The 868-nt window shown below is 66.2% G+C and carries 1 protein-coding gene; it reads right to left on the bottom strand.

Features of this window, described 5'->3' with window-relative positions:
- Positions 1-384: glutathione S-transferase family protein (locus G7A99_RS21855; RefSeq protein ID WP_205599997.1), on the bottom strand; the 384-nt coding region annotated here is incomplete at its 3' end.
- Positions 385-868 lie beyond the last annotated feature (484 nt).

Genomic DNA, 868 nt, shown 5'->3' with positions numbered 1-868 from the left:
GGGCTCGACCGGAATCCGGTCACGAAAGCGCGCCAGCCCTTCGGCATAGTGGTAGGCATTGTGGATGTTCTCGGTGATGTTGAGCTCGACACGCCGTTGCCACTGGCGCGTCTCGGCACGCTGGCCGGCCGTCGCACCGATCAGCGCCGGGTCGGGATGCAGCTCTTCCAGATATTCCATGATCGCCACCGACTCGGCGATGCAGGTGCCGCCGTCCAGCAGCAGTGCCGGGGTCTGCCCGGCCGGGTTGTGCGCGAGATACGGTGGCCGGCGGTTCTCGCCGGCAAACACGTCCACCTGCCGCATCGGCAGGGCGAGATTCTTCTCCGCCACGTACATGCGCACCGTGCGCGGGGCGGGACTGAGTGCGTCGAGAAGCAGCATAGCGGTCAGTGGAACGGCACGGGGCCGGGCGCAGAGCGGATGAAGGAATCGTGGCCGTAGCTCCCGTCCCCCTCGCCGGCGACCGGAACGACGGCAACGCACTCAGGGCAGGGTCCGCGCACGGACCGCCGGAGACGTGGATGCAGGCCGAAGACCGGGCTGCGGGAGAGGCCGTGGATACGTGTCAGCTGGCGCATTTCACCACCACATCCGCGTTCGAAACGCCGAACGCGTCATTCACGGGGGCACGAGAGTGAACGGGCCCCGGTAAAGAGATTTCGCCCGGAGTGCGCCGCCCCGTAAATGATGTGCGTCACATGCTCTGTTTACCCGGGACCGACGGCGGCTCGCCATCAAAGGAGCGTCACCGCCGCGGTTGCAGCCAATGCCGCTATTGGTTTCCCGAACCGCGCGCGTTATTGTTATATGTCAACGCAACTGTTGCCCGACTAACGACGGGCAAGCGCCTGACGGTCCCCCGGCC

This window comes from Arhodomonas sp. KWT, assembly GCF_010993615.1.
The sequence above is the reverse complement of the archived record's forward strand: the minus strand, read 5'-3'. Positions and strand labels throughout refer to the sequence as shown.